At 49.4% G+C, this 18,076-nt stretch carries 17 protein-coding genes and 2 tRNA genes; 7 read left to right on the top strand and 12 right to left on the bottom strand.

Annotated elements, in window-relative coordinates:
- Positions 1-5 precede the first annotated feature (5 nt).
- The 10 genes from NO559_RS01875 to NO559_RS01830 all read right to left on the bottom strand — a co-directional run bounded on the left by NO559_RS01875 (position 6) and on the right by NO559_RS01830 (position 9,184).
- Positions 6-194, bottom strand: a complete 189-nt coding sequence (locus tag NO559_RS01875; protein ID WP_258330075.1) for a DUF1289 domain-containing protein — start codon at positions 192-194, stop codon at positions 6-8.
- A 1,166-nt stretch (positions 195-1,360) separates the two neighbouring features.
- Positions 1,361-1,437: transfer RNA gene (locus NO559_RS01870), tRNA-Met, on the bottom strand.
- Positions 1,438-1,615: 178 nt separating this feature from the next.
- Positions 1,616-2,707, bottom strand: coding sequence for a redox-regulated ATPase YchF (ychF, locus tag NO559_RS01865; RefSeq protein ID WP_258330074.1), 1,092 nt, complete (start codon positions 2,705-2,707; stop codon positions 1,616-1,618).
- 42 nt (positions 2,708-2,749) lie between these two features.
- Positions 2,750-3,349, bottom strand: a complete 600-nt coding sequence (pth, locus tag NO559_RS01860; RefSeq protein WP_258330073.1) for an aminoacyl-tRNA hydrolase — start codon at positions 3,347-3,349, stop codon at positions 2,750-2,752.
- Between the two features lie 46 nt (positions 3,350-3,395).
- A complete protein-coding gene (locus NO559_RS01855; RefSeq protein ID WP_258330072.1) occupies positions 3,396-4,052 on the bottom strand; it encodes a 50S ribosomal protein L25/general stress protein Ctc in 657 nt (218 codons plus the stop codon).
- A gap of 235 nt (positions 4,053-4,287) precedes the next feature.
- Positions 4,288-5,220 (bottom strand): ribose-phosphate pyrophosphokinase, encoded by a 933-nt coding sequence (locus NO559_RS01850; RefSeq protein WP_309149050.1) that lies wholly within the window; start codon positions 5,218-5,220, stop codon positions 4,288-4,290.
- Between the two features lie 583 nt (positions 5,221-5,803).
- A tRNA-Gln gene (locus NO559_RS01845) sits at positions 5,804-5,878 on the bottom strand.
- Positions 5,879-5,895: 17 nt separating this feature from the next.
- Complete coding sequence (gene ispE, locus NO559_RS01840) at positions 5,896-6,735, bottom strand: 4-(cytidine 5'-diphospho)-2-C-methyl-D-erythritol kinase (RefSeq protein WP_258330070.1); 840 nt, start codon at positions 6,733-6,735, stop codon at positions 5,896-5,898.
- Positions 6,736-6,749: 14 nt separating this feature from the next.
- Positions 6,750-7,406 carry a lipoprotein insertase outer membrane protein LolB gene (gene lolB / locus NO559_RS01835; RefSeq protein ID WP_258330069.1) on the bottom strand — a complete coding sequence of 219 codons (657 nt, stop codon included), beginning with the start codon at positions 7,404-7,406 and terminating at the stop codon, positions 6,750-6,752.
- Between the two features lie 2 nt (positions 7,407-7,408).
- Entirely contained in the window at positions 7,409-9,184 is a 1,776-nt protein-coding gene (locus NO559_RS01830) for a tetratricopeptide repeat protein (RefSeq protein ID WP_258330068.1), read from the bottom strand.
- A gap of 283 nt (positions 9,185-9,467) precedes the next feature.
- Between NO559_RS01830 and hemA the strand changes: the two genes are divergently transcribed.
- The 7 genes from hemA to rhlB all read left to right on the top strand — a co-directional run bounded on the left by hemA (position 9,468) and on the right by rhlB (position 17,142).
- Positions 9,468-10,754: a glutamyl-tRNA reductase gene (gene hemA, locus NO559_RS01825; protein ID WP_258330067.1), complete on the top strand. Its 1,287-nt coding sequence runs from the start codon at positions 9,468-9,470 to the stop codon at positions 10,752-10,754.
- A gap of 48 nt (positions 10,755-10,802) precedes the next feature.
- Complete coding sequence (gene prfA, locus NO559_RS01820) at positions 10,803-11,888, top strand: peptide chain release factor 1 (RefSeq protein WP_258330066.1); 1,086 nt, start codon at positions 10,803-10,805, stop codon at positions 11,886-11,888.
- A complete protein-coding gene (gene prmC, locus NO559_RS01815; RefSeq protein WP_258330065.1) occupies positions 11,885-12,736 on the top strand; it encodes a peptide chain release factor N(5)-glutamine methyltransferase in 852 nt (283 codons plus the stop codon). Before prfA ends, prmC begins: the two co-directional genes overlap by 4 nt.
- Positions 12,737-12,739: 3 nt before the next feature.
- Positions 12,740-13,486, top strand: coding sequence for a molybdopterin-synthase adenylyltransferase MoeB (locus NO559_RS01810; protein ID WP_258330064.1), 747 nt, complete (start codon positions 12,740-12,742; stop codon positions 13,484-13,486).
- 158 nt (positions 13,487-13,644) lie between these two features.
- Positions 13,645-14,259 (top strand): DoxX family protein, encoded by a 615-nt coding sequence (locus tag NO559_RS01805; RefSeq protein ID WP_258330063.1) that lies wholly within the window; start codon positions 13,645-13,647, stop codon positions 14,257-14,259.
- A 193-nt stretch (positions 14,260-14,452) separates the two neighbouring features.
- Positions 14,453-15,709, top strand: a complete 1,257-nt coding sequence (locus NO559_RS01800; RefSeq protein ID WP_258330062.1) for an HD-GYP domain-containing protein — start codon at positions 14,453-14,455, stop codon at positions 15,707-15,709.
- 104 nt (positions 15,710-15,813) lie between these two features.
- A complete protein-coding gene (gene rhlB / locus NO559_RS01795; protein ID WP_258330061.1) occupies positions 15,814-17,142 on the top strand; it encodes an ATP-dependent RNA helicase RhlB in 1,329 nt (442 codons plus the stop codon).
- A 75-nt stretch (positions 17,143-17,217) separates the two neighbouring features.
- On the opposite strand, the gene NO559_RS01790 is transcribed toward rhlB, so the two are convergent.
- Positions 17,218-17,628 (bottom strand): response regulator, encoded by a 411-nt coding sequence (locus tag NO559_RS01790; RefSeq protein ID WP_258330060.1) that lies wholly within the window; start codon positions 17,626-17,628, stop codon positions 17,218-17,220.
- Positions 17,622-18,053 (bottom strand): response regulator, encoded by a 432-nt coding sequence (locus NO559_RS01785; RefSeq protein WP_258330059.1) that lies wholly within the window; start codon positions 18,051-18,053, stop codon positions 17,622-17,624. The genes NO559_RS01790 and NO559_RS01785 overlap by 7 nt, the downstream gene beginning before the upstream one ends.
- Positions 18,054-18,076 lie beyond the last annotated feature (23 nt).

Raw genomic sequence — 18,076 nt, 5'->3', positions numbered from 1 at the left:
TGATCTCAGCGATTAGAGTGGCTTTGCTGGGCTAGGCGTTTGCGGGCAGCTACGTTTTTTATGATTTCAGCTTTTTGCAACTCGCTGGCTTTGCCCCATAGTAATATTTCATCCAAGCTGCGCAGGCAGCCCAAACATATATCTTGGCTGTTTAGGCAGCAGTTTCTAACGCAGGGTGAGGGTATGGGGTGCATGAGCTTACGTTAGCAAACTCTGCGGGTGGGTGCATGGGTTAATATTGGTAATATTTGGCCTGTTGGTGATTTTGTGAGCTGGTGCTTAAACTCCATTCTGTCTCTGGCGGCCATTACAAAAAAGGGCCATCCATAAGGAGTGTGAGGCTGCTGTTGGTTTGGGTATATTAATTCGGGGCGGATGAATGATAAAAGCTTGAGGCTTTTATCACCCCTTCGGGGCGCCATGGAAAGCTGGCGTTAGCATGCCCCACGAAGTGCATTGGGTATCAAACTGTGTCGTAGACACAGTTTGTCGAACCGGGGCTTAAACTCGTTTCCGCCTCTGGCTACCATTACAAAAAAGGCCCACCCTATAAGGAGTGTGAGCCTGCTGTTGGTTTGGGTATATTAATTCGGGGCGGATGAATGATAAAAGCTTTAGGCTTTTATCACCCCTGCGGGGCTGCGCCGCTTTAGCGGCTTGTTCCAATTCCGCTGTAAGCGAAATTGGTCGAACCGGGGCTTAAACTCGATTCTGTCTCTGACTGACCATTACAAAAAAGGCCCATCCTATAAGGAGTGTGAGGCTGCTGTTGGTTTGGGTATATTAATTCGGGGCGGATGAATGATAAAAGCTTTAGGCTTTTATCACCCCTGCGGGGCGCCATGGAAAGCTGGCGTTCAAACTGTGTCGTAGACACAGTTTGTCGAACCGGGGCTTAAACTCGATTCTGTCTCTGGCTGACCATTACAAAAAAGGCCCACCCTATAAGGAGTGTGAGCCTGCTGTTGGTTTGGGCATATTAATTCGGGGCGGATGAATGATAAAAGCTTTAGGCTTTTATCACCCCTGCGGGGCGCCATGGAAAGCTGGCGTTCAAACTGTGTCGTAGACACAGTTTGTCGAACCGGGGCATTAAACTCGTTTCCGCCTCTGGCGGCCATTACAAAAAAGGCCCACCCTATAAAGAGTGTGAGCCTGCTGTTGGTTTGGGTATATTAATTCGGGGCGGATGAATGATAAAAGCTTTAGGCTTTTATCACCCCTGCGGGGCTGTGCCGCTTTAGCGGCTTGTTCCAATTCCGCTGTAAGCGAAATTGGTCGAACCGGGGCTTAAACTCGATTCTGTCTCTGGCTGACCATTACAAAAAAGGCCCACCCTTTGGGTGAGCCTTTTTTGTAATGGTAGCAAGGGGCGGATTCGAACCGCCGACCCCATCATTATGAGTGATGTGCTCTAACCAACTGAGCTACCTTGCCAAAACTTGTTTTTTGATTATTCCCTATCAACGCGGGTGATGTGCTCTAACACTATCCCTTAAGTTCAGCGACCTTGCTAAAACTTTGTGAATAAGTCTGCAAGCAGCTCATTCAAGAGGCGCGTATTCTGGCGATCTGCTCGCTTGTTGTCAAGCCGTTAGATCGCCTTTCTGCGCTTTTAAACGTTAAATTTAAAGTGTATGACGTCGCCGTCTTTGACGATGTACTCTTTGCCTTCTAGGCGTAGCTTGCCGGCTTCTTTTGCGCCCTGTTCGCCGTTGTAGGTGATAAAGTCGTCGTAGGACATTACTTCGGCTTTGATAAAGCCGCGCTGAAAGTCGGTGTGTATTACGCCTGCGGCTTCTGGGGCAGTGGCGCCTTTGGGTATGGTCCAAGCACGTACTTCTTTAACACCGGCGGTGAAGTAGGTATGTAGGCCTAGTAGTTCGTAGCCGGCGCGTATAACGCGATCTAGCCCAGGTTCTTCCATGCCTAGGTCGGCTAGGAACTCGGCTTTTTCTTCGTCATCCAGTTCGGCAATTTCGGCTTCTAGTTTGTTGCAAATAACCACCACGATGGCGTTTTCTTCGGCGGCTATGGCTTTTACCGTGTCTAGGTGGGGATTGTTGTCAAAGCCCTCTTCATCGACGTTGGCGATGTACATGGTGGGCTTGATGGTCAATAGGTGCAGGCTGGGCAGGGTTTCTTGCTCAGCTTCGCTAAAGCTCATAGCGCGGGCGGGGTGGCCTTCTTCTAAATGAGGGATAAGTTTCTCTAATAGCGCTTTTTGGGCGCTGGCTTCTTTATCGCCGCCTTTGGCGACACGGGTGACACGCTGCAGTTGTTTTTGGCAGCTTTCTAGGTCGGCCATGGCCAGCTCTATGTTGATTATGCCTATGTCGTCAGCGGGGTCGATTTTGTTGGCGACATGGATGACGTTGTCGTCTTCAAAACAGCGCACTACGTGGGCGATGGCGTCGGTTTCGCGTATATTGGCTAAAAATTTATTGCCCAGGCCCTCGCCTTTGGAGGCACCTTCAACTAGCCCTGCAATATCCACAAATTCCATGGTAGTGGCGATGGTTTTTTCGGGTTTGACGATGGCAGCTAAGGCGTCCTGACGTGGGTCGGGGATGGGTACTATGCCGGCATTGGGTTCTATGGTGCAAAAGGGAAAGTTTTCTGCACCTATGCCGGCCTTGGTTAAGGCGTTAAATAAGGTTGATTTACCTACGTTGGGTAGGCCAACTATGCCGCAATTAAAACCCATGGTCTGTTCCTGTTGTCTGTGTAACGCTATCGAGTAAAAGCCTTAGGCTTTTATGCTGTGTAAGTGGTGCATGGCTTTAGCCCAGTCGCCAGCTAAGGCGTGGGGTAGCGCGCGAATACTATCGTCAATAATATCCATCATCATTTGATGTTCTTTGGCGGGTGCTTTGTTGAGCACGTAGCCGGTCACTTTGTCGGCCGAGCCGGGGTGACCTATGCCTATACGCAGGCGGTGAAAATTTTTGTTGTTACCCAGTTTGGCAATGGTGTCGCGCAGGCCATTGTGGCCGCCGTGGCCGCAGCCTTGTTTAAAGCGTGCGGTGCCTGCGTCTATATCTAGTTCGTCGTGGGCAACAAGAATTTTTTCGGGAGCAACTTTATAAAAGCTGGCCATGGCTGCGATGGCTAGCCCGCTGCGGTTCATAAAGGTGCTGGGAATTAATAAGCGCACATCGTGGCTCTTGCCTAGGCTATCAACTAAGTTGATGCGGGCGGTGTCGCCAAAAAACTTGGCTTCGGATTTGAGCGTGGCGTTATATTGCCTAGCCAGCTCGCTAACAAATAAGGCCCCGGCATTGTGGCGCGTCTCTTCGTATTCACGGCCTGGGTTACCCAGGCCAACGATAAGTTCAATTGCACTCAATGTCGGGGCCTTATTGTGTTACTTAGCGTGAGCTAAAGGGGCGAGATTACTCTTCGCCGCCTTCTGCTTTGGCTTCTGCATCGCCTTCAGCTTCTGCTTCGTCATCGCCGGCAGCGCCGCGAGGTACGTTTACAGCACAAACTAACAGGTCGTGATCTTCACCGTGGCTTAATGCAACGCTTTCTACGCCTTTAGGTAGCTTAAGGTCAGAAAGGTGGATGTTTTCGCCAGCGTTTAATGCACCTAGGTCTACTTCGATAAACTCGGGTAGGTCTTTAGGTAAGCAAGAAACTTCGATGTCGTTCAATGCGTGGTTGGCTTTACCGCCTTGTAGCTTAACGCCTGGGCAGCTTTCTTCATTGATGAAGTGTAAAGGTACGTGCATGGTGATTTTGGTTTTAGCACTTACGCGCATAAAATCAACGTGCATGAAGGTTTCTTTAGCGGGGTGACGTTGTACGTCTTTAACAACTACCTGCTCAGCTTTACCATCAAGGTTTAAAGTGATTAAGCTAGTGAAAAACGCTTCGTTGTTAGCAAGCTTAACGATTTCGTTTTCAGCAACCATGATAGGGGCAGGCTTCTTTTTGCCACCACCGTAAATGATGCCTAATACTTTGTTGTCCAGACGACGTAGGCGGCGGCTCGCACCTTTCCCTAAGTCTGTTCTGGTTTGTGCGTCTAAAGTAAATTCGCCAGACATAATATGTCTCCTATAGTAGCGAAGCTCACCAAGGCCTGCGACCGGCGTTTGGTGAGGGTTGCGAGGGTGTTAACACTGGGGTTAAGTCGCCTCTTTTAGTGTTTGCCAGTAGCTTTATGTCTGCTGGCAAACGGTATTTGTTACGCCGTTTTAGGCTTTAACTTAAAACGGCAAAAGGGACAGTGTATAAAAACTGTCCCTTTTGTTTAGCCTTATTGCTGTGGCTAAGCAGTATTTAGCGGAAGAGTGCGCTAATCGACTCTTCGTTGCTGACTCGGCGTACCGACTCAGCGAGTAAGTAAGCCATAGATAACTGGCGTATATTGCCTAGGTTTTTGGCTTCTTCGCTCAGCGGAATGGTGTCGGTAACGACTAGCTCATCCAGTGCTGAGTTTTTTAAGTTGTTTAGGGCGTTGCCTGAAAGTACAGGGTGGGTACAGTAGGCTACAACCTTTTTAGCGCCGTGCTCTTTAAGTGCTTCGGCAGCTTTACATAGTGTGCCAGCGGTATCGACCATATCGTCGACTAGTATGCAGGTGCGGCCTTCTACTTCACCGATGATGTGCATGACTTGCGCTTCGTTAGCTTGTGGGCGGCGCTTGTCTATGATGGCTAGGTCGCAATCATCTAATTGCTTGGCCACGGCGCGGGCACGAACTACGCCGCCTATATCGGGTGAAACAACTACAATGTTTTCGTAGTTTTGTTTAGTGATATCGTCTAACAGTACTGGTGAGCCGTAAACGTTATCTACGGGTACATCAAAAAAGCCCTGAATTTGCTCGGCGTGTAAATCGACGGTTAATACGCGGTCTACACCTACGCCTGTCATCATGTCGGCAACGACTTTGGCGCTAATGGGTACACGTGAAGAGCGTACGCGGCGATCTTGGCGGGCATAGCCGAAGTAAGGCACTACCGCAGTAACTCGGCCAGCAGAAGCGCGGCGTAGGGCATCGATCATAACGATCAATTCCATCAAGTTATCATTGGTGGGAGCGCAGGTAGATTGAATGATAAAGACATCAGCACCACGCACGTTCTCGTTAATTTCTACGGCGATTTCACCATCGCTGAATTGACTAACGTCGGCGTCACCCAGCGGGATGTGTAGCTGATCGCTAACTTTTTGAGCCAGTTCGGGGTTAGCGTTACCGGTAAAAATCATTAACGTAGACACGATGGGTATCCTGCTTGTGGCTGTTGTGGGCTGTGGGTCTGTGTAGCTTCAGTGCTATGCACCGAAACCGATAGCTTAGTTGTATAAGCTTTTGGTCGGTGTGCCGCTCCAGTTAGTGCGACGAACTTAAAACATGCTGTTACTACAGCGTCAGGGCTGGTTTAAAACCCTGCTAGCTAAAAATCCTTTTCCAGCAGCTCATGCCAAAGGCTATGAGCTTTCTAAAATGGCTGGGGCGGAAGGATGGATTCAAGCCTTGCGGCTTTCAGGGCTAAAGCCCCATCATCTGCGATGATGTCCAAACGCTGTTGCGTTTGTCGAACCTGGTTCGACTCCTTCTGGCTAGAAGCTATGCTTCTTTTCCAGCATCTCATGCCAAAGGCTATGAGTGTTCTAAAATGGCTGGGGCGGAAGGATGGATTCAAGCCTTACGGCTTTCAGGGCTAAAGCCCCATCATCTGCGATGATGTCCAAACGCTGTTGCGTTTGTCGAACCCGGTTCGACTCCTTCTGGCTAGAAGCCATGCTTCTTTTCCAGCGGCTCATGCCAAAGGCTATGAGTGTTCTAAAATGGCTGGGGCGGAAGGATTCGAACCTTCGAATGCTGAGATCAAAACCCAGTGCCTTGCCGCTTGGCGACGCCCCAATAAACTTTTGTTGGCTCTATAAGCCCAGCTTGCTGTGACAGGGTGATTGGTTTACCCCTTTGGCCACAAAGCCTGTTAACTCGGCGGGCAACTCATTTAAAACCTGTAGTGCTGATGCTTGATCAGCAAACTGGCCAAATACACAAGCGCCGGTGCCGGTTAATCGAGAATTAGTCTTTAGACTCAACCACTTAAGTGCGTTATCCACTTCGGGGTAAAGTGCTCTCACTACAGGCTCACAATCGTTCGTGTGGCCCTCCTCGAAAACGGCGGCTATTGTGATGGGTGAGGTGTTACGTGTCAATTGTTTGTTTGAAAAAATTTGCAAAGTGGACACTTCGCAATCAGGTTTTAGTACAAGATACCAACAATCGGGTATTTTTAGAGCAGTTAGGCGCTCTCCCACCCCTTCGGCCCATGCACTTTTGCCCTCAACAAACAGCGGTACATCCGCGCCTAATTGCAAACCTAATTGTGCTAATTCGTGTAGGGGGAGTTGTAATTGCCATAAATGATTAAGGCCAACTAAGGTGGTTGCTGCATTGGAGCTGCCGCCGCCCAAACCGCCGCCCAAGGGTAAAATTTTATCAATCTGTATGTCGGCGCCCAAATTACAGCCGCTGTATTGCTGTAAAAGTTTAGCGGCGCGCAGGATTAAATTATCTTCTGCAGCTACCCCGGCGATTGCGGGGCTGATGCTAAGTTGTGCATCTTGGCGCAGATTAAAGTGCAGGGTGTCACCGTAATCTAACAGCTGAAATAAGGTTTGTAGCTCGTGATAGCCGTCGGCACGTTGGCCGGTAATATGTAAAAACAGGTTGAGCTTGGCCGGGGCTAGCAGTGAAAGTGTACTCATGTGTGGAGGTATTCTTACTGTGATAGGGAGTTGTGGGCGTTTGTGGGTAGGCGCTTGCTGAGTTGTTCGGGGCTGCAGTCAGCGTCCAGTGCCCATTTTTTTAACAATAGCGTTACTTTCAGTTGCGGGTGGCTGGCTACAGCTTTCTTGGGCAGGCTGTGGCCGTCCAGGCTTAGCCATTGTCGGTAATCGATTTGCCAGCCCATTTGGCTAAAGCCGCTGTTATCGGCTTGGCTAATGGCGTGGCCGGGGGCGGGTAGGCCGCGCACCCAGTATAAAAGTTGCGAGACCGGCAGTTGCCAGCCCTGTTCGGCTAGCAGCTGCTCGGGTTGGTCGGCGCTGTATAGCTGCTCATTGGTTTGCAATTGTACTTGTAGACTGTCGCCCCATAAATGGGCTGCGCCCTGCCCCAGAGGGCCGCTAAGGCGTATATCAAAGGCATCGCCGCACTGCTGCCAATTTAAATAAGCGGTATTGGAGTCGGAGGGGCTGCGTATGCCAATTTTGCCACCTATTTGCCATTGCTGTATGCCGTGGTTGGCCTGTTGTTGGCTGCTGCTTAGCCACAGCTGGTCTTCAGGCTGGGGCTGGTGGCTACAGCCTGCCAGTAGTGTTAGTGCTACGGTCAGTGGTACTAAAGAGAACTGTCGATTGGTATAGGTTTTGGGCATGCTTAAGGGCTGCTGTTGGCAGGTGGTGCGGCAGTGGTAAGTTCGCTGTTGCCGCTGTTATTTAATAGGCGTTGCATGGTGCTTTCAATAATGGGGTTGCCGGGGTTTTTTTCTAGCCCCTGCTGCCAGATCTGTTGGGCTTGTTCTTGCTTATTAAGCGTCCATAGCACCTCTCCCAGGTGTGAGGCTACTTCGGGGTCGGGGAAGGCGGCGTAGGCTTTTTCTAATAAGGTCACAGCCCGTGCGTAATTACCGCGTTTGAATTCTACCCAGCCCAGGCTGTCGAGTATAGCGGGGTCATTGGGTTTTAAGCTTAGGGCTTGGTTGATGAGTTCAAAGGCTTCTTCCAGGCGCACGCCGCGATTGGCTAGTACATAGCCTAGGGCGTTAAGGGCCGTCACATTTTGTGGGTCCTGGGTGATGATGCTGCGCAGGTCTTGTTCCATAAGCGCAAAGTCGTTGCGCCTTTCGCTAACCAGTGAGCGCATATAAAGCAAGTTGCCTTGCTCTGGGTGCAGGTTCAGGGCCTCTGTCAGTAGTGCGTGGCATTGTTCATAGTGTTGGCTGTTAAACAGTAGTTCGGCCTCTAGCAAATAAAAGCGCAGCGCCAGCTCGGGGTGCTGCTGGCGGCGTTGTTGCAGCATGGCTAGGGCCGCGTCGTCATCGCCTTGTTGGCTGTAGAGCTCGGCCATGCGGTTGCTGGCGGCGATATAGTCATCGCCTAGGGATATGGCTTGGTAGCGGGCGATAGCTTCATCTAATAAATCTTCGCGCTCGGCTATTTGGGCTAGGTAATACAGCGCTTCGTTGTTGCGCGTATTGGTGGCCAGGGCGCGTTTAAAATATTGCTTCGCTTGCGGGTAGTCGTTGAGCTCGGTGTTGATTAGGGCCAGCGACATTAGCAGGTCAGCCTCGTTGGGGGTGCTGGCTAGCAGGTATTCGAATTGTTCGCGGGCCTTGTTGAGGTCTTTTTTTAGTAGTAGGCGGGCGTATTGTAGGCGCAGGCGTCGGTTGTCGGGGTATTGTTGTTGTATGGCCTCTAGCCTAACAAAGGCTTCATCGTCCCGGCCCATTTGCTGTAGTAGCCGGGTTTCTATAATCACTGCCTGTAAGTCGGTGTTGTCCAGCGCTATGCCCTTGCGCACCGAGGCTAGGGCCTGGCTGGGTTTGTTATGGCTCTGCTCCATAATGGCGCGGCTAACATAAAGCTGGCCGTATTGGGGGTGGCGGCTAATCAGGCCATCAATGGCTGAGGCCACCAGTTGTTGGCTGAGTTTGGGCATGTTGAGGCTGGAGGCGACAATGGCGGTAAAGTTGGTAGCGCCGCCGGCATTAAGCACTCGCTCCATGTGTTCCAGTGCTTGTAAGGGTTGTTTGTTTTGGGCCAGCAGGGTGGCGGTGGTGTATTGGGCTTCAGCGCTGTCGGGTTCCAGCTCGGCCCATAGCTGTGCCATATCTAAGGCGGCGTTTTGGGCTTTAATATACTGCGCTAGCCGAGTAGCTCTGGCGGTTACCCCAGGGTCGCGGGTTTGGTGGGCCTGATGCACATAGTGACCTAGGGCGACATCAAATTGATTGCGGCGCACGGCAAACTCGGCGACCAGTAAGTCGTGGAAGCTGTCCGCTGAGAAAGGGCGGCTGGGTATGGCGGGTTTTTCAGCTTCGGCTTGTTTGGGCTGGGCGTTGTCGCTGGGGGCCCTGTCTGTGGGGTGATTAGCGACAGTACAGGCGCCTAGCTGTAGGGTGAGCAAGGCAATAAGCCACAGGTAATTCTTCATAAATACAGTGTTCCTTCAGTTGCTCTCATAATGACACAAAGCCCAGCCAGAAAACCAGCTGGCCGGTGGCTAAGTCTGGGTTAGGGCTAAAAAAGTCGATTTTTAAGTGCTCTTGCCTAGTTTAAACTTAGCATTAGGCCAAGACTTAGACCCAGTAAGGTGAAGATCAATCCACATTTGCTCGCTAACTTGATAGAATTGGGCGCTTTTTTAGGGTTTGGCCAAAGCAGCCATGGTGGGTTGGGCAAACTGAGATGACTTTGTAGGGTTCGCCAACAGCAAAATGGCTTTATTAGCACTGGGTATAAATCATAAGTCGGCACATGTGTCTCTGCGCGAGCGCGTGGCCTTTGCGCCTGAGCAAATGACCGAGGCCCTGCAGGATTTACTGGCAGTGGCGGCGGTGGATGAGGCGGCGATTTTATCCACCTGTAACCGTACCGAAATTTTTGCGGTGGCCGGGGGCGATAATGCCAGCCAGCGTATTTTGCAGTGGCTGGCAGCCTACCATCAATTATCCTTGGCCGATTTACAAGCCTGTTATTACGAGCATCATGAAGAACGAGCCCTGCGCCATATGGTAGAGGTGTCCAGTGGTTTGGATTCGCTGGTCTTGGGTGAGCCGCAGATTTTTGGGCAAATGAAATCCGCCTATGCGGTGGCGCAGGAGGCCGGTGCGGTAGATTCGCAACTTTATAATGTTTTCCCCCATGTGTTTTCGCTGGCGAAAAAAGTGCGTACCGATACCGCCATAGGTGAAAACCCGGTGTCGGTGGCCTTTGCGGCGGTGACTTTATCGCGGCATATTTTTTCTGATCTTAGCAATACCTCGGCATTGTTAATTGGTGCCGGTGAAACCATAGAGCTGGTGGCCAAGCATCTCTCAGAAAATGGTGTGGGCAATATAGTGGTGGCCAATCGTACCTTGGGGCGGGCCAAGGAGTTGGCGCAGCAGTTTGCTGCCGAGGCGGTGCTGCTATCGGAAATCCCCGAGCAATTAGTAAAAGCCGATATAGTGATTTCATCCACCGCCAGCCAATTACCTATTTTGGGCAAGGGGGCGGTGGAACACGCGCTAAAAATCCGCAAGCACAAACCTATGTTAATGGTTGATATAGCGGTGCCGCGAGATATAGAAGAGCAGGTGGGCGAACTGGAGGATGTGTATTTATATAGCGTTGATGACCTCACCGAAATAGTCGATGCCAATCGCCAAAGTCGACAGCAAGAAGTGCGTAAAGCGGATGAAATTATTAACGAAGGGGTGGGCGATTATTTACAAAAAATGCGCTCGCTGGATGCGGTAGACACCTTAAAAGCGTTTCGCTCGCAGTCGGAACAAATACGCGATGCTGAGTTGGCTAGAGCCTTAAAACAGTTAGAAAAAGGCGCCCAGCCCGAACGAGTGCTGGAACAAATGGCCCGCAGCCTAACCAATAAATTAATCCACAGCCCCAGCATAGAAATGAAAAAAGCCAGCGCCCATGGCCGCAAAGATTTAATTAGTTTGACCCAACAATTATTTGGTTTAAAAAGTAAAGCCTCAACGGCGGCTTCAGACAACGACTAGCCATTGCTAACTTAGCCAGCCAATCACACCCTTATTAAAAGATATGATATGAAACAGTCCCTAGTAAATAAGTTAGAAAACTTGATCGACAGGCACGAAGAATTAGGTGCCTTATTAAGTGATAGTGAAGTTATTTCTAATCAAGATAAGTTTCGCGCACTGTCTAAAGAATATGCCGAAGTAGAGCCGGTAGTGAAATGTTACGAGCAATACCGGGTGGCCTTAGACAATATAGAAGAGGCGCAAGTATTGCTGGACGATAGCGACCCCGATATGCGCGAAATGGGCAAGGAAGAATTAAAAAGCAGCCAAGCGCAAAGAGATGAGCTAGAACAAGAGCTACAAAAATTATTGCTGCCCCGCGACCCCAACGACTCCAATAATGTGTTTTTAGAAGTTCGCGCTGGCACCGGCGGTGATGAAGCAGCGATTTTTGCCGGTGACCTATACCGCATGTATTCGCGCTATGCCGAAAACCAAGGCTGGAAGTTATCGGTGGTCAGCGAGCGAGAAGGTGAACACGGCGGCTATAAAGAAATTATTGCCAGCATTAGCGGCCAAGACGTATACGCTCATTTAAAATTTGAATCGGGCGCTCACCGAGTGCAGCGCGTACCCGAAACCGAATCGCAGGGGCGCGTGCATACCTCAGCTTGCACCGTAGCGGTGATGCCTGAAATCGATGAGGTTGATGCCATAGACATTAACAAAGCCGATATACGAGTGGATACCTTTAGAGCTTCGGGCGCAGGTGGCCAGCACGTTAACAAAACCGACTCGGCTATACGTATTACCCATATACCCACCGGCATAGTGGTGGAGTGTCAGGACGAGCGCTCGCAGCATAAAAACAAAGCCCGCGCTATGTCGCTATTGCAGTCGCGTATATTAACTGGCATGCAAGAGAAACAGCAGCAAGAGCAGGCCAGTGAGCGCCGTAACTTGGTGGGCAGTGGCGATCGCTCTGAGCGCATACGCACCTATAATTATCCGCAGGGCCGCGTGAGTGACCACCGCATAAACTTAACTTTATATAAGTTAAACGAAATTATGGAAGGGTCTTTACACGAAGTCATAGAGCCGCTGCGCAATGAATATCAGGCAGACCTATTGGCCTCTATGGGCGACGAATGAGTAGTATCGCTGAGCTGTTAGCTAGCCGCAGCAGCTTGGCGGCGGTGAGTGATACACCAGGTTTAGATGTTGAGCTGCTATTAGCACACTCCCTGGAACAAAACCGTACTTATTTAAAAACCTGGCCAGAGCGTGAAGTGAGTGCAGCGCAACAGCAGCAATTTCAAACGCTGTTGCAGCGCAGGCAGGCCGGTGAGCCCATAGCCCATTTGCTAGGCAGCCGCGGTTTTTGGACCTTGGATTTACAGGTCAATCCCTCTACGTTAATCCCTCGCCCTGAAACTGAGTTACTGGTTGAAATAGCCCTAGAGAAACTAGCAGCTAAACCGAACGCGCTAGTGCTGGACTTGGGCACTGGCACCGGTGCTATAGCCTTAGCTATTGCTTCAGAAAATAGTCTATGGCAGGTGCTGGGCTGTGATCTACAACGTGAGGCTGTGGCGTTAGCTGAGCGCAATGGCCGGCTTAATAAAATTAACAACGCTAAATTTTTACAGTCTGATTGGTTTACAGATATTCCTAAGCAACAGTTTGATCTTATAGTTAGCAACCCGCCTTATATAGATGCCAATGATCCACACTTATCCGAGGGTGATGTACGCTTTGAACCGCGCAGTGCGCTGGTAGCAGGCAAACAAGGTTTGGCTGATATAGAGCATATCAGTGTGCAGGCGCCTGCGTATTTAAAACCCGGCGCTTGGCTGCTGTTTGAGCATGGCTATGAGCAGGCTGAGGCAGTACGTGCCTTGCTCAAAGCGCATGGCTATGTGGCTGTTGCTACACTAAAAGATATAGCCGGCATGGATAGGGTGACGCTAGGGCAATACGCTGCAGCCAATGAGGTATAAGTGATGAACGACCAGCAGTTACTGCGATATAGCCGCCATATAATGATGCCCGACTTTGATGTGGCCGGGCAGCAGGCCTTGCTTAGTGCCAAGGTGCTGATTGTGGGCATGGGCGGCTTAGGCTGCCCAGTAGCACTGTACTTGGCGGCTGCCGGAGTGGGCGAGTTATGGTTGGCGGATTTTGATGAGGTAGAGCTGAGCAATCTGCAGCGCCAAATTGGCCATGAACAAGCCGATGTGGGTCGTCCTAAAGTGATTTCCGTGGCCGAGCGTATAGCGGCTATGAATAGCGATGTGCGGGTAGAAACAATCAATGAGCACTTAGATGGCCAGTTATTAGATGATGCCCTAAAGCATGTCGATGTGGTGGTGGATGCCAGCGATAACTTTGCCACCCGATTTGAAATTAACCGCGCCTGTGTGGCGGCAAAAAAGCCCTTGGTATCAGGAGCGGCTATACGCAGCGAAGGCCAGGTGGCGGTGTTTGATAACCGCGCTAAAACCAGCCCCTGCTACCGCTGTCTGTATGATGATAATGCCCAAGATAGCCAGCTCAGCTGTTCTGAAAGTGGCGTGCTGGCTCCCTTAGTGGGGGTGATAGGTGCTATGCAGGCCATGGAGGCCATAAAAGTGATCAGTGGTTTTGGCCAGACCTTAAGTGGCCAGCTAATGATTTTTGATGCCAAGGTCATGGAGTGGCGCAAGCTTAGCTTACCTAAGAATAAACATTGTCCCGTATGCACGAGTTAACAGCTTAAGGCTGCGAGTCCGCTGTGCAAAAATAACTAGTTCAGCGCAGTGGGCATAGTAATAACCGCTGTACTTTGCGGCCCTAAGCTGGGGATGAACTAAAATAATAATCTTTAGTCTCAATTTGGCTGTTTACGCTATCAACGTGGAATCCCTGTATGAATAACTTAATCGGTAAGTATTATTATTTGCAAAATCACCTATTGGATAAAACCGCCTGCCTTAGTGGTTTGGCTCCGTTGTTATTACGGCTGTATTTAATCCCTGTATTTTGGATGGCTGGTGCCAGTAAAATCGACTTCACCACGTTGATGCCCTACGAGGGTACCGTGCAGTGGTTTGGTGGCTATTTAGGCATGCCGCTGCCTACCTTAATGGCTTTTTTAGCAGGCTGGACCGAGGTGTTAGGTGCAATCTTTTTAGCTGCGGGTTTTGCCGTGCGCTGGATTAGTGTGCCATTAATGGTGACTATGTTAGTCGCTGCATTTGTGGTGCATTGGCCTAATGGTTGGCAGGCTATTGCTGATGTGAGTGCCCCCTTTGCCAATGAACGGGTGGCCGAAGCTGCGATACGCTTAGAGCGAGCAAAAGAAATACTCACCGAGCACGGTAATTATGAGTGGCTTACCGGCAGGGGCTCGCTAGTAATACTCAATAACGGTATAGAGTTTGCCATTACTTATTTTGTGATGTTGTTATCTTTGTTTTTTACTGGTGGTGGCCGCTATGTAAGTATGGATTATTGGTTGAGTCGTTGCTTTCCAAAGCCATAAACAGCCCTGTGTTTTAGGCCTTATTAATATAAGGTCTAGCCAAAAAACTGTTGCAAAAATGCCGAATTGACTTCGGCATTTTTTTTAGCTGCCAAGCTAAGCATATATACCTACTGCACAGCCTTTAATTCTAGTCTAGTCTGATCTGCAATTAGCGTGATGGGATGGGTGATAAGTATATGGAGGTAGCGGTGTGAGGGACTTAATAGCGTGTTCTATTGAGGATGTAGATAAAGAAATTTTAGTCGATCTACAAGAATCTATTGGTAATGAGTTTTCCGGCGTGGAAATGAGTTTGATGGCACTGCATCAAGATCAGGACCCCCAGGCTAGCCTTAGCCAGGTATTACAATTTTTAAAAAGTATAGAGGCTGCCGTTCAGCAAACCTTTATTGAGCCCTATGTAGCCTATATACATACCGTTGAAGATTTACTAACGACTGTTAGCCTAGGTCGGCTGCCCATTACTGAGCATTTGTCAGAATTGCTATTGCTGGCCCTTGATCAAGTAAGAGTGGCCTGCGATAGCCTGCTTTACCAAGATCATTTTGATCATCAGATCATGCAGCAGCTCAGCAATCAGCTCAACAAGCTTACAGCGGTGAGCAAAAGTAAAGCGCCGCAATTAATTGTGGAGTCTATGCAGCTTTTTGCCAGCAAAGTCCATCCTGACTTAACCTATTGTGTTTCAGAGCTGCCAGTTAGTACTACTGTTACCGAAAAAGGTGATGATCAGCCTCGCCAGATTAGCCGTGAAATCCTACAGTTTTTAGAAAAGGGTGAGTCAGTCAATATGGATGACGCTATGCGTGACATCACTGATGAGCAGCGGCAAGCATTAGCTGTATTTGAAGGCTTAGCCGGGGCGGTAGAGCTGCGCTCAGAGTTGTGGCGGGGGCGTACCGCCAAGGTGCTTTACGGTTGTTTGTTAATCAATAGGCAGCTACCTGCGGCCCTGCAAGTAGACGAGCTGCAATTAAGAGCCGCCAGCTATATGCACGATGTGTATATGTCTTTATTGCCGGACAATATCTTATTTAAACAAGATCGCTACGGGCCTACAGATATTATGCTGTTGCAGCAGCACCCCATACAGGCTTATGAAATGCTGCGCCTAATGCCCGGCTGGCAACAGGCTGCTGACATGGCGCACCAGCATCACGAGCGCTATGACGGCAGGGGTTACCCCCTAGGGATAAAAGGGGATGAAATACATATAGGTGCGCAAATCATAGCGTTGTCTGACGCTTTTTTTGCTATTACCCATCAGCGTGCTGATCGGCAGTACCATAAGTCCATAGTGCGTGCGACTTTGGAACTGAATAAAGGCCGAGGCAGCCAGTTTAGCCCCTTAGTGTTAGATGCCTTAAATAAAGTGGCGGCACTGTTATGGCCTGCCAGCATGGACGCCGAACGGGCAGATGTTGAAAGGCTTAGCTTGGCTGAGTAGCTTGAAGCTAAAAGCCGTGGCTTTGCCGATAATAAGTGGGCGTAAAATAACCATATAAGTGCTAGAATGCGCCGCAATGATATGGTTAAAAAAGAGAGTTGCCCTTGTTAGGTAAGTTATTTGGTAAAAAAAATAAAGCTGAGGCGCCTGCTTCAGCTCCCCAGGCTAAAAAAACCGAGAAAAAGCCCCGCGGTCGCGGTAAGCACCAACAGCAAAAGCCCAAAGCTACGCAGCCAGCGTGGACAGTTGAGCAGTTCCAGGTTCCCGCACAGGAGGGCAAAACCCGCTTTCACGATCTGGGCATAGATGATCGCTTAATGCGCGGTATTGCCGACCTGGGCTTTCAATATGCTTCGCCCATACAGGCGGCGGCTTTACCCCACACCTTGCAGGGCCATGATGTTATTGGCAAGGCCCAAACCGGCACCGGTAAAACAGCTGCTTTTTTAATTACTATTATTAATGACCTGCTTAATAATCCTATAGAGGGTGAACGCTTTGCGGGTGAGCCCAGGGCGGTGATCATAGCGCCTACCCGCGAGTTGGTTGTGCAAATTGCCGATGATGCCAGAGGCTTGCTTAAACACACCGATGTTAAGGTGGTTACTTTGATTGGCGGTGCGGATTATCAAAAGCAGCAACAGCGTCTGCACAGCGACCTGGTTGATATAGTTGTAGCCTCGCCAGGCCGCTTAATAGACTTTATGCAGCGCGGCGACCTGTATTTAGATCAGGTAGAAGTATTAGTCATAGATGAAGCCGACCGCATGTTGGATATGGGTTTTATTCCACAAGTACGTCGTATTGTGCGCTCTACCCCGCGCAAAGAAGATAGGCAGACCCTATTATTTAGCGCCACCTTTACCCCTGACATACTCAACCTCACCGAGCAGTGGACGTATAATCCCATCACCGTAGAGATAGAGCCCGAGAGTGTTGCCACCGATAGCGTGGATCAAAAAGTCTATATCGTGGCGGCCGATAGTAAATATAAATTGTTAAAAAACATTGTTACCGATGAACAAGTTGAAAGCGTAATAGTGTTCGCCAACCGCCGCGACCAAGTGCGCAAATTGACTGAGCGCTTAACCAGAGCCGGGGTGGAATGCGGTATGTTGTCGGGTGAGGTACCACAAAATAAACGCACTTCTACCTTACAGCGTTTTAAAGATGGCAAGTTGAAAGTGTTAATAGCTACCGATGTGGCTGGCCGTGGCATACATGTTAAAGGCATTAGTCATGTGGTGAACTACACCTTGCCGGAAGACCCAGAAGATTATGTGCATCGTATAGGCCGCACTGGCAGGGCCGGAGCTAAAGGTACCTCTATTAGCTTTGCCTGTGAAGACGACGCTTTTTTATTGCCCACCATAGAAGAATTATTGGGTGATAAGCTAAGTTGTGAGCAGCCGCCTGAAGAACTGCTACGCTAACAATAAAACGCCTCCCAAGAGGCGTTTTTTTTAGTAGCTATATAGTGGCAATAATAGTGCTTATCGTTAGCGGTTTTAATAAATAAGTTCCAGCTTAAGCAATGTTTTAGTGAGCGCGCTCTCGCTTATGGGCTTAACAGCCTCTTCAATAACACTAACACCCGACATGCGGCCGATCTTATCAGCGACATGCATAATTTCTGGGTTTATGCCGGTGGTTAATAACACCGGTATATGAATGTTCTCTTTAGCCATATGGTTAATAAATTCTATACCGTCCATTTCTGGCATATGAATATCCAGTATTAGCAAGGCGATATCATTTTTTACTTTTATATCACGCATAGCCTGTTCGGATGAGTTGTACAGTAATACAGTAAAGGCTATAGCAGGGTGCTTAGCCGCTATGGTTTTTATTTTTCTATCTATATCTTCTAGGTCAACTAAATCGTCATCAATGACTGCGATGGTGAGATTTTTTAGCATGATATGGGTTCCTGATTGGGAAAGCTAACAACTGAAAAATAGGCGTTTAGCATAGTGATAACGTCAGCGAATCCATTCTCTAACTGGTCCTTGTTAATATAGCCTGCTACATGATGTTGGTAGGCTAGTACGATATCTTGCTCTCTGCTGGATGTGGATAAAATAAAAACTACGGCCTTACTTAGTCTTTCATCGGCCCTTAGGGCCTGTAAAAATTCAAAGCCATTCATTTGCGGCAAGTTGATGTCTAGAAAAATAAAGTGCGGCGGCGTGATTTGGCTGCGCAGCATGGTTAAGGCCTCGGCCCCGTTTTTAGCATGGTAAATCTCACAGGGGACCTGTATTTTTTCTGCAGCCCTGTCCATCTCCATGGTGTCTATAAGATCATCTTCTATTTGTAATATTGATATCTTTTTATTAGGCATTATTGTTCTCGTGGCGGTTAAGT

Origin of the sequence: Dasania sp. GY-MA-18, from assembly GCF_024734385.1 — a bacterium.
Taxonomy (GTDB): Bacteria; Pseudomonadota; Gammaproteobacteria; order Pseudomonadales; family Dasaniaceae; genus Dasania; species Dasania phycosphaerae.
The sequence above is the reverse complement of the archived record's forward strand: the minus strand, read 5'-3'. Positions and strand labels throughout refer to the sequence as shown.

Coding starts and splice junctions, on each gene's coding strand:
- NO559_RS01875 (WP_258330075.1), bottom strand. CDS start 194: ATGCACCCCATACCCTCACCCTGCGTTAGAAACTGCTGCCTAAACAGC.
- ychF (WP_258330074.1), bottom strand. CDS start 2,707: ATGGGTTTTAATTGCGGCATAGTTGGCCTACCCAACGTAGGTAAATCA.
- NO559_RS01855 (WP_258330072.1), bottom strand. CDS start 4,052: ATGTCTGGCGAATTTACTTTAGACGCACAAACCAGAACAGACTTAGGG.
- NO559_RS01850 (WP_309149050.1), bottom strand. CDS start 5,220: ATGATTTTTACCGGTAACGCTAACCCCGAACTGGCTCAAAAAGTTAGC.
- ispE (WP_258330070.1), bottom strand. CDS start 6,735: ATGAGTACACTTTCACTGCTAGCCCCGGCCAAGCTCAACCTGTTTTTA.
- lolB (WP_258330069.1), bottom strand. CDS start 7,406: ATGCCCAAAACCTATACCAATCGACAGTTCTCTTTAGTACCACTGACC.
- NO559_RS01830 (WP_258330068.1), bottom strand. CDS start 9,184: ATGAAGAATTACCTGTGGCTTATTGCCTTGCTCACCCTACAGCTAGGC.
- hemA (WP_258330067.1), top strand. CDS start 9,468: ATGGCTTTATTAGCACTGGGTATAAATCATAAGTCGGCACATGTGTCT.
- prfA (WP_258330066.1), top strand. CDS start 10,803: ATGAAACAGTCCCTAGTAAATAAGTTAGAAAACTTGATCGACAGGCAC.
- prmC (WP_258330065.1), top strand. CDS start 11,885: ATGAGTAGTATCGCTGAGCTGTTAGCTAGCCGCAGCAGCTTGGCGGCG.
- NO559_RS01810 (WP_258330064.1), top strand. CDS start 12,740: ATGAACGACCAGCAGTTACTGCGATATAGCCGCCATATAATGATGCCC.
- NO559_RS01805 (WP_258330063.1), top strand. CDS start 13,645: ATGAATAACTTAATCGGTAAGTATTATTATTTGCAAAATCACCTATTG.
- NO559_RS01790 (WP_258330060.1), bottom strand. CDS start 17,628: ATGCTAAAAAATCTCACCATCGCAGTCATTGATGACGATTTAGTTGAC.
- NO559_RS01785 (WP_258330059.1), bottom strand. CDS start 18,053: ATGCCTAATAAAAAGATATCAATATTACAAATAGAAGATGATCTTATA.